The sequence below is a fragment of the Actinoplanes couchii genome, from assembly GCF_016862075.1.
GTDB lineage: Bacteria > Actinomycetota > Actinomycetes > Mycobacteriales > Micromonosporaceae > Actinoplanes > Actinoplanes couchii.
This window is the reverse complement of the sequence record NZ_BOMG01000169.1, coordinates 1-3,366: the sequence shown is the minus strand read 5'-3', so window position 1 is coordinate 3,366 and position 3,366 is coordinate 1. Positions and strand designations below refer to the sequence as shown.

5 protein-coding genes and 1 pseudogene are annotated in these 3,366 nt (G+C 70.0%); 4 read left to right on the top strand and 2 right to left on the bottom strand.

Going from position 1 to position 3,366, the window contains the following annotated elements; genetic code table 11:
• A pseudogene (locus tag Aco03nite_RS55005) lies at positions 1-143 on the bottom strand (hypothetical protein); the annotation flags it as partial.
• Positions 77-772: a cupin domain-containing protein gene (locus Aco03nite_RS52270; protein WP_203810731.1), complete on the bottom strand. Its 696-nt coding sequence runs from the start codon at positions 770-772 to the stop codon at positions 77-79. The pseudogene Aco03nite_RS55005 and the gene Aco03nite_RS52270, both read right to left, overlap by 67 nt.
• A 22-nt stretch (positions 773-794) precedes the next feature.
• Between Aco03nite_RS52270 and Aco03nite_RS52265 the strand changes: the two genes are divergently transcribed.
• The 4 genes from Aco03nite_RS52265 to Aco03nite_RS52250 all read left to right on the top strand — a co-directional run bounded on the left by Aco03nite_RS52265 (position 795) and on the right by Aco03nite_RS52250 (position 3,211).
• Positions 795-1,052, top strand: a complete 258-nt coding sequence (locus tag Aco03nite_RS52265) for an ester cyclase (protein WP_239146157.1) — start codon at positions 795-797, stop codon at positions 1,050-1,052.
• Positions 1,045-1,971, top strand: coding sequence for a Gfo/Idh/MocA family protein (locus Aco03nite_RS52260; protein ID WP_203810727.1), 927 nt, complete (start codon positions 1,045-1,047; stop codon positions 1,969-1,971). Before Aco03nite_RS52265 ends, Aco03nite_RS52260 begins: the two co-directional genes overlap by 8 nt.
• Before the next feature lie 71 nt (positions 1,972-2,042).
• The gene (locus Aco03nite_RS52255; protein ID WP_203810725.1) at positions 2,043-2,507 is read left to right on the top strand and encodes an SRPBCC family protein; all 465 of its coding nucleotides are present in this window, start codon (positions 2,043-2,045) and stop codon (positions 2,505-2,507) included.
• A gap of 80 nt (positions 2,508-2,587) precedes the next feature.
• Complete coding sequence (locus Aco03nite_RS52250) at positions 2,588-3,211, top strand: DNA-3-methyladenine glycosylase family protein (RefSeq protein WP_203810723.1); 624 nt, start codon at positions 2,588-2,590, stop codon at positions 3,209-3,211.
• Positions 3,212-3,366 lie beyond the last annotated feature (155 nt).

Below are 3,366 nucleotides of genomic sequence, written 5' to 3'. Positions count from 1 at the left end.
GCCGGTCCACGCGGCGGCGAAACGCCCGGAACACCCAGGATCGTATAGGAAACCGAGACGCTCATCCGCCACTGGATCAGGTATTCCAGGGGTGTGGTGCCGACCTGGTTCTTGAAGGATTCGGCGAACGTCGAGCGGGACATGCGGCTGATCGTGGCGAGTTCCTGCAGGCTCCAGCGGTGTGCGACGTCGGCGTGCATCGCCCGTAGGGAAGCGCCGACGCCGTCGTGGTTGAGGGCTCCGAGCCAGCCGGTCGGCCGGTCTGCTCGGCGTGGGCGCGCAGCACGTGGACGAACAGGATCTGCACGAGGTGGTCCAGGACCAGGGAACGGCCGGCGGCGGTGCCCTCGACTTCGGCGTTCAGCAGTTCGGTCACGTGCGTGAGCAGGGTGACCCGCGGGTTGCCGGCTTTGACGTGCACGAGCCGCGGCAGGATGTCGATCAGGATCGGGGCGTTGGACTCGTCGAACCGGAACGACCCGCCGCACAGGTAGGTGTCCTCGTCGTCGGCCGCGCCGATCCGCGCCACACCGTTCGCCGCGGTGTCCCACAGCAGCTGTGCGGCCTGCGGTTCCGCGGTGAGTGAGCTGGCCAGCAGGTAGGACGGCGGGTTGCCCAGCAGGTAGAAGTCGCCTTCGCGAAGGTGCACCGGTTCCTGCCCGTCGAGGGCCAGCCAGCAGTCGCCGCGGACGACGCCGCCGATCTTCACGTGCGGGAACGCGTCGAACCGTAGGGCCCAGGATCCCGCGGCGTGCAGTCCGGGGTCCACCACGGTGTGGGGCCGCAGCAGGCCGATGGCGTCGGCGATGGGTTCACTCGAGGCGGTCCCGGACCTGGGCTGGGAGGTCACGGACTTCGCGGTCGACGGCGACAACCTGGCGGCCCGGCTGGTCAACAGGGGCACGCCGGTGAAGCCGTGGCTCGGCGTCGAACCCACCGGCAAGTCGTTCGCGATCACCGAGTTCGCCGTCTACCGGGTCCTGGACGGGCGGTACACCCACATGGCCAACCTGCACGACGCCGAGCTGCTCAAGAAGCAGCTCCATGGCTGACCGGCCGATCGGCGTCGGCATCGTCGGCCTGAGCGCCACGGGAGGCTGGGCGGCCGCGGCCCACCTGCCCGCCCTGGCAGCGGTCGAGGGTGTCGAGCTACGCGCCCTGGTGACGGGCTCGCCCGATTCGGCCCGTGCCACCGATCTGCGTGAGGCCGAGGAACTGCAGCGCGCCGCCGGAGACACGCAGACCTTCATCGGTCTGCAGGGGCGCTCGTCGCCCACTTTCCGCTGGCTCCGCGACCTGGTGGCCCAGGGTTACGTCGGCGAGGTTCTCTCCGCCACCGTGGTGGCGTCCTCGACCGAGTGGGGCAGTCCCGTCGCGCCGCGCGGGGTCTACACACTGGACCGCACGCTCGGGGCCACGATGCTGACCATCGCGTTCGGGCCCGCGATCGACCTGGTGTCGATGGTCCTCGGTGAACCGCGGGAGGTCGTCGCCACGACCGCGACCCGGCGCCGGCAGGTGCCCCTGGCCACCACGGGCCAGCTCGTTCCGATGACCGCCGAGGATCAGATCGCGGTCTCCGGCACCCTGGCCGGAGGGGCGGTCCTGTCCGTGCACCATCGCGGTGGTGCGACCTCGGGCGCGGGGTTCTCGCTGCTCATCGACGGCACCGAAGGCAGGCTGGAGATCACCGGCGCCGAGTTCCCCCACCTGGGCCCGGTTGTGGTGCGCGGCGCCGGTGGCCACGACCGGCTCGTCCTTCCCGACGGCTACGACGCCTATCCCCAACTGGCCGGAACGCATGTCCACACGCTGGCCCACGCCTACGCGGCCATCCGCGACGATCTGATCCACGGCACGAGCACGGCACCCGACTTCGCCCACGCCGTCCGGCGTCACCGTCTCCTGGACGCGATCACACGCTCCGCCGACACGGGCCGACGCGTGACAATCCACGAAACGACGCAGTGAACGACGCAACTTGTCGTTTCGACGTCCTGGCGGCGGGTAGTTCACGGACAACCGCTACGAAGGAGAACAACGTGAGCACCGTGACCGAGTCCGTGGACGTGAACGTTCCGATCAACACGGCATACAACCAGTGGACTCAGTTCGAGGACTTCCCGCAGTTCATGGACGGTGTCGAGTCGATCACCCAGACCGACGACACCCACACCCACTGGGTGACCAAGGTGGCGGGGCAGACCCGTGAGTTCGACGCGGAGATCACCGAGCAGCACCCGGACGAGCGGGTCGCCTGGAAGAGCACCGGCGGCGACACCAAGCACGCCGGCGTCGTCACCTTCCACCGCCTCAGCGACGCCGAGACCCGGGTGACCATCCAGCTGGACTGGGAGCCCGAGGGCCTGGTCGAGAAGGTCGGCAGTGCGGTCGGCGTCGACAGCCACCAGGTGAAGGCGGACGCCAAGCGGTTCAAGGAGTTCGTCGAGAACCACGGCGGTTCCACCGGTTCCTGGCGCGGCGACGTCCCCCGGCCCGGCATCTGAGAACCGACGGCGATTCCATCACGGGCGGCCGGGGACAGCACAGCGCTGTCCCCGGCCGCCGTCGCGCCACGACCGGGCGAATGACGACCGAGGACCTGCGCCGGGGTGTGGCGGAACTGGCACGCCGCGAGGACCGTTTCGCGGCCGTGGTCCGCCAGTACGGGTTCCCGCCGATGTGGGACCGCGCTCCCGGGTTCGCGACACTGCTGCACATCATGCTGGAGCAGCAGGTGTCGCTCGCGTCGGCGCGGGCCACCTTCGGCCAGCTCACCGCGATCACCGGCTCGCTGACCGCGGAGAACGTGCTCCGGCTCGACGACGCCCGGCTGCGCTCGGCCGGGCTGAGCCGGCAGAAGGCACGCTATGCCCGCGCTGTCGCCACCGCGGTCGTCGACGGCTCCCTCGACCTGGACGCCCTCCCCGTTCTCGAGGACGCGAGCGTCGACGCGATGTTGCTCGCGGTGACCGGTATCGGCCCCTGGACGGCGGCGATCTACCGCCTGTCGGCCCTGGGCCGGGCCGATGCCTGGCCCGCCTCCGACCTGGCCGTCGTCACCGCCATCGCCGACCTGTGGCAGCTGCCCGCTCCCCCGGCACCGGCCGACACACTCGCCCGCGCCGAGGCATGGCGCCCGTGGCGATCGGTCGCCGCCAGGCTGCTCTGGCAGCAATACCTGGGAAAACGAACCAGACCGCATACGTAAGGTCGCGGTGCTGGCCATGGAACTGGCCGTTCTGGCCCGAGCTCTGGTGCTCTTGACCTCAAGCCCTGTTGAAGTTGCAAGGTCGACCGGTCACCGCTTCCGCCGACCTTGGAGAATGCTTGACCTCTCCCCGCCCTAACGGACGGGGATTCCGG

What these genes read in the sequence shown, in the direction of transcription:
- Aco03nite_RS52265 (WP_239146157.1), top strand. Translation starts at nt 795, where the DNA reads ATGGCGTCGGCGATGGGTTCACTCGAGGCGGTCCCGGACCTGGGCTGG.
- Aco03nite_RS52260 (WP_203810727.1), top strand. Translation starts at nt 1,045, where the DNA reads ATGGCTGACCGGCCGATCGGCGTCGGCATCGTCGGCCTGAGCGCCACG.
- Aco03nite_RS52250 (WP_203810723.1), top strand. Translation starts at nt 2,588, where the DNA reads ATGACGACCGAGGACCTGCGCCGGGGTGTGGCGGAACTGGCACGCCGC.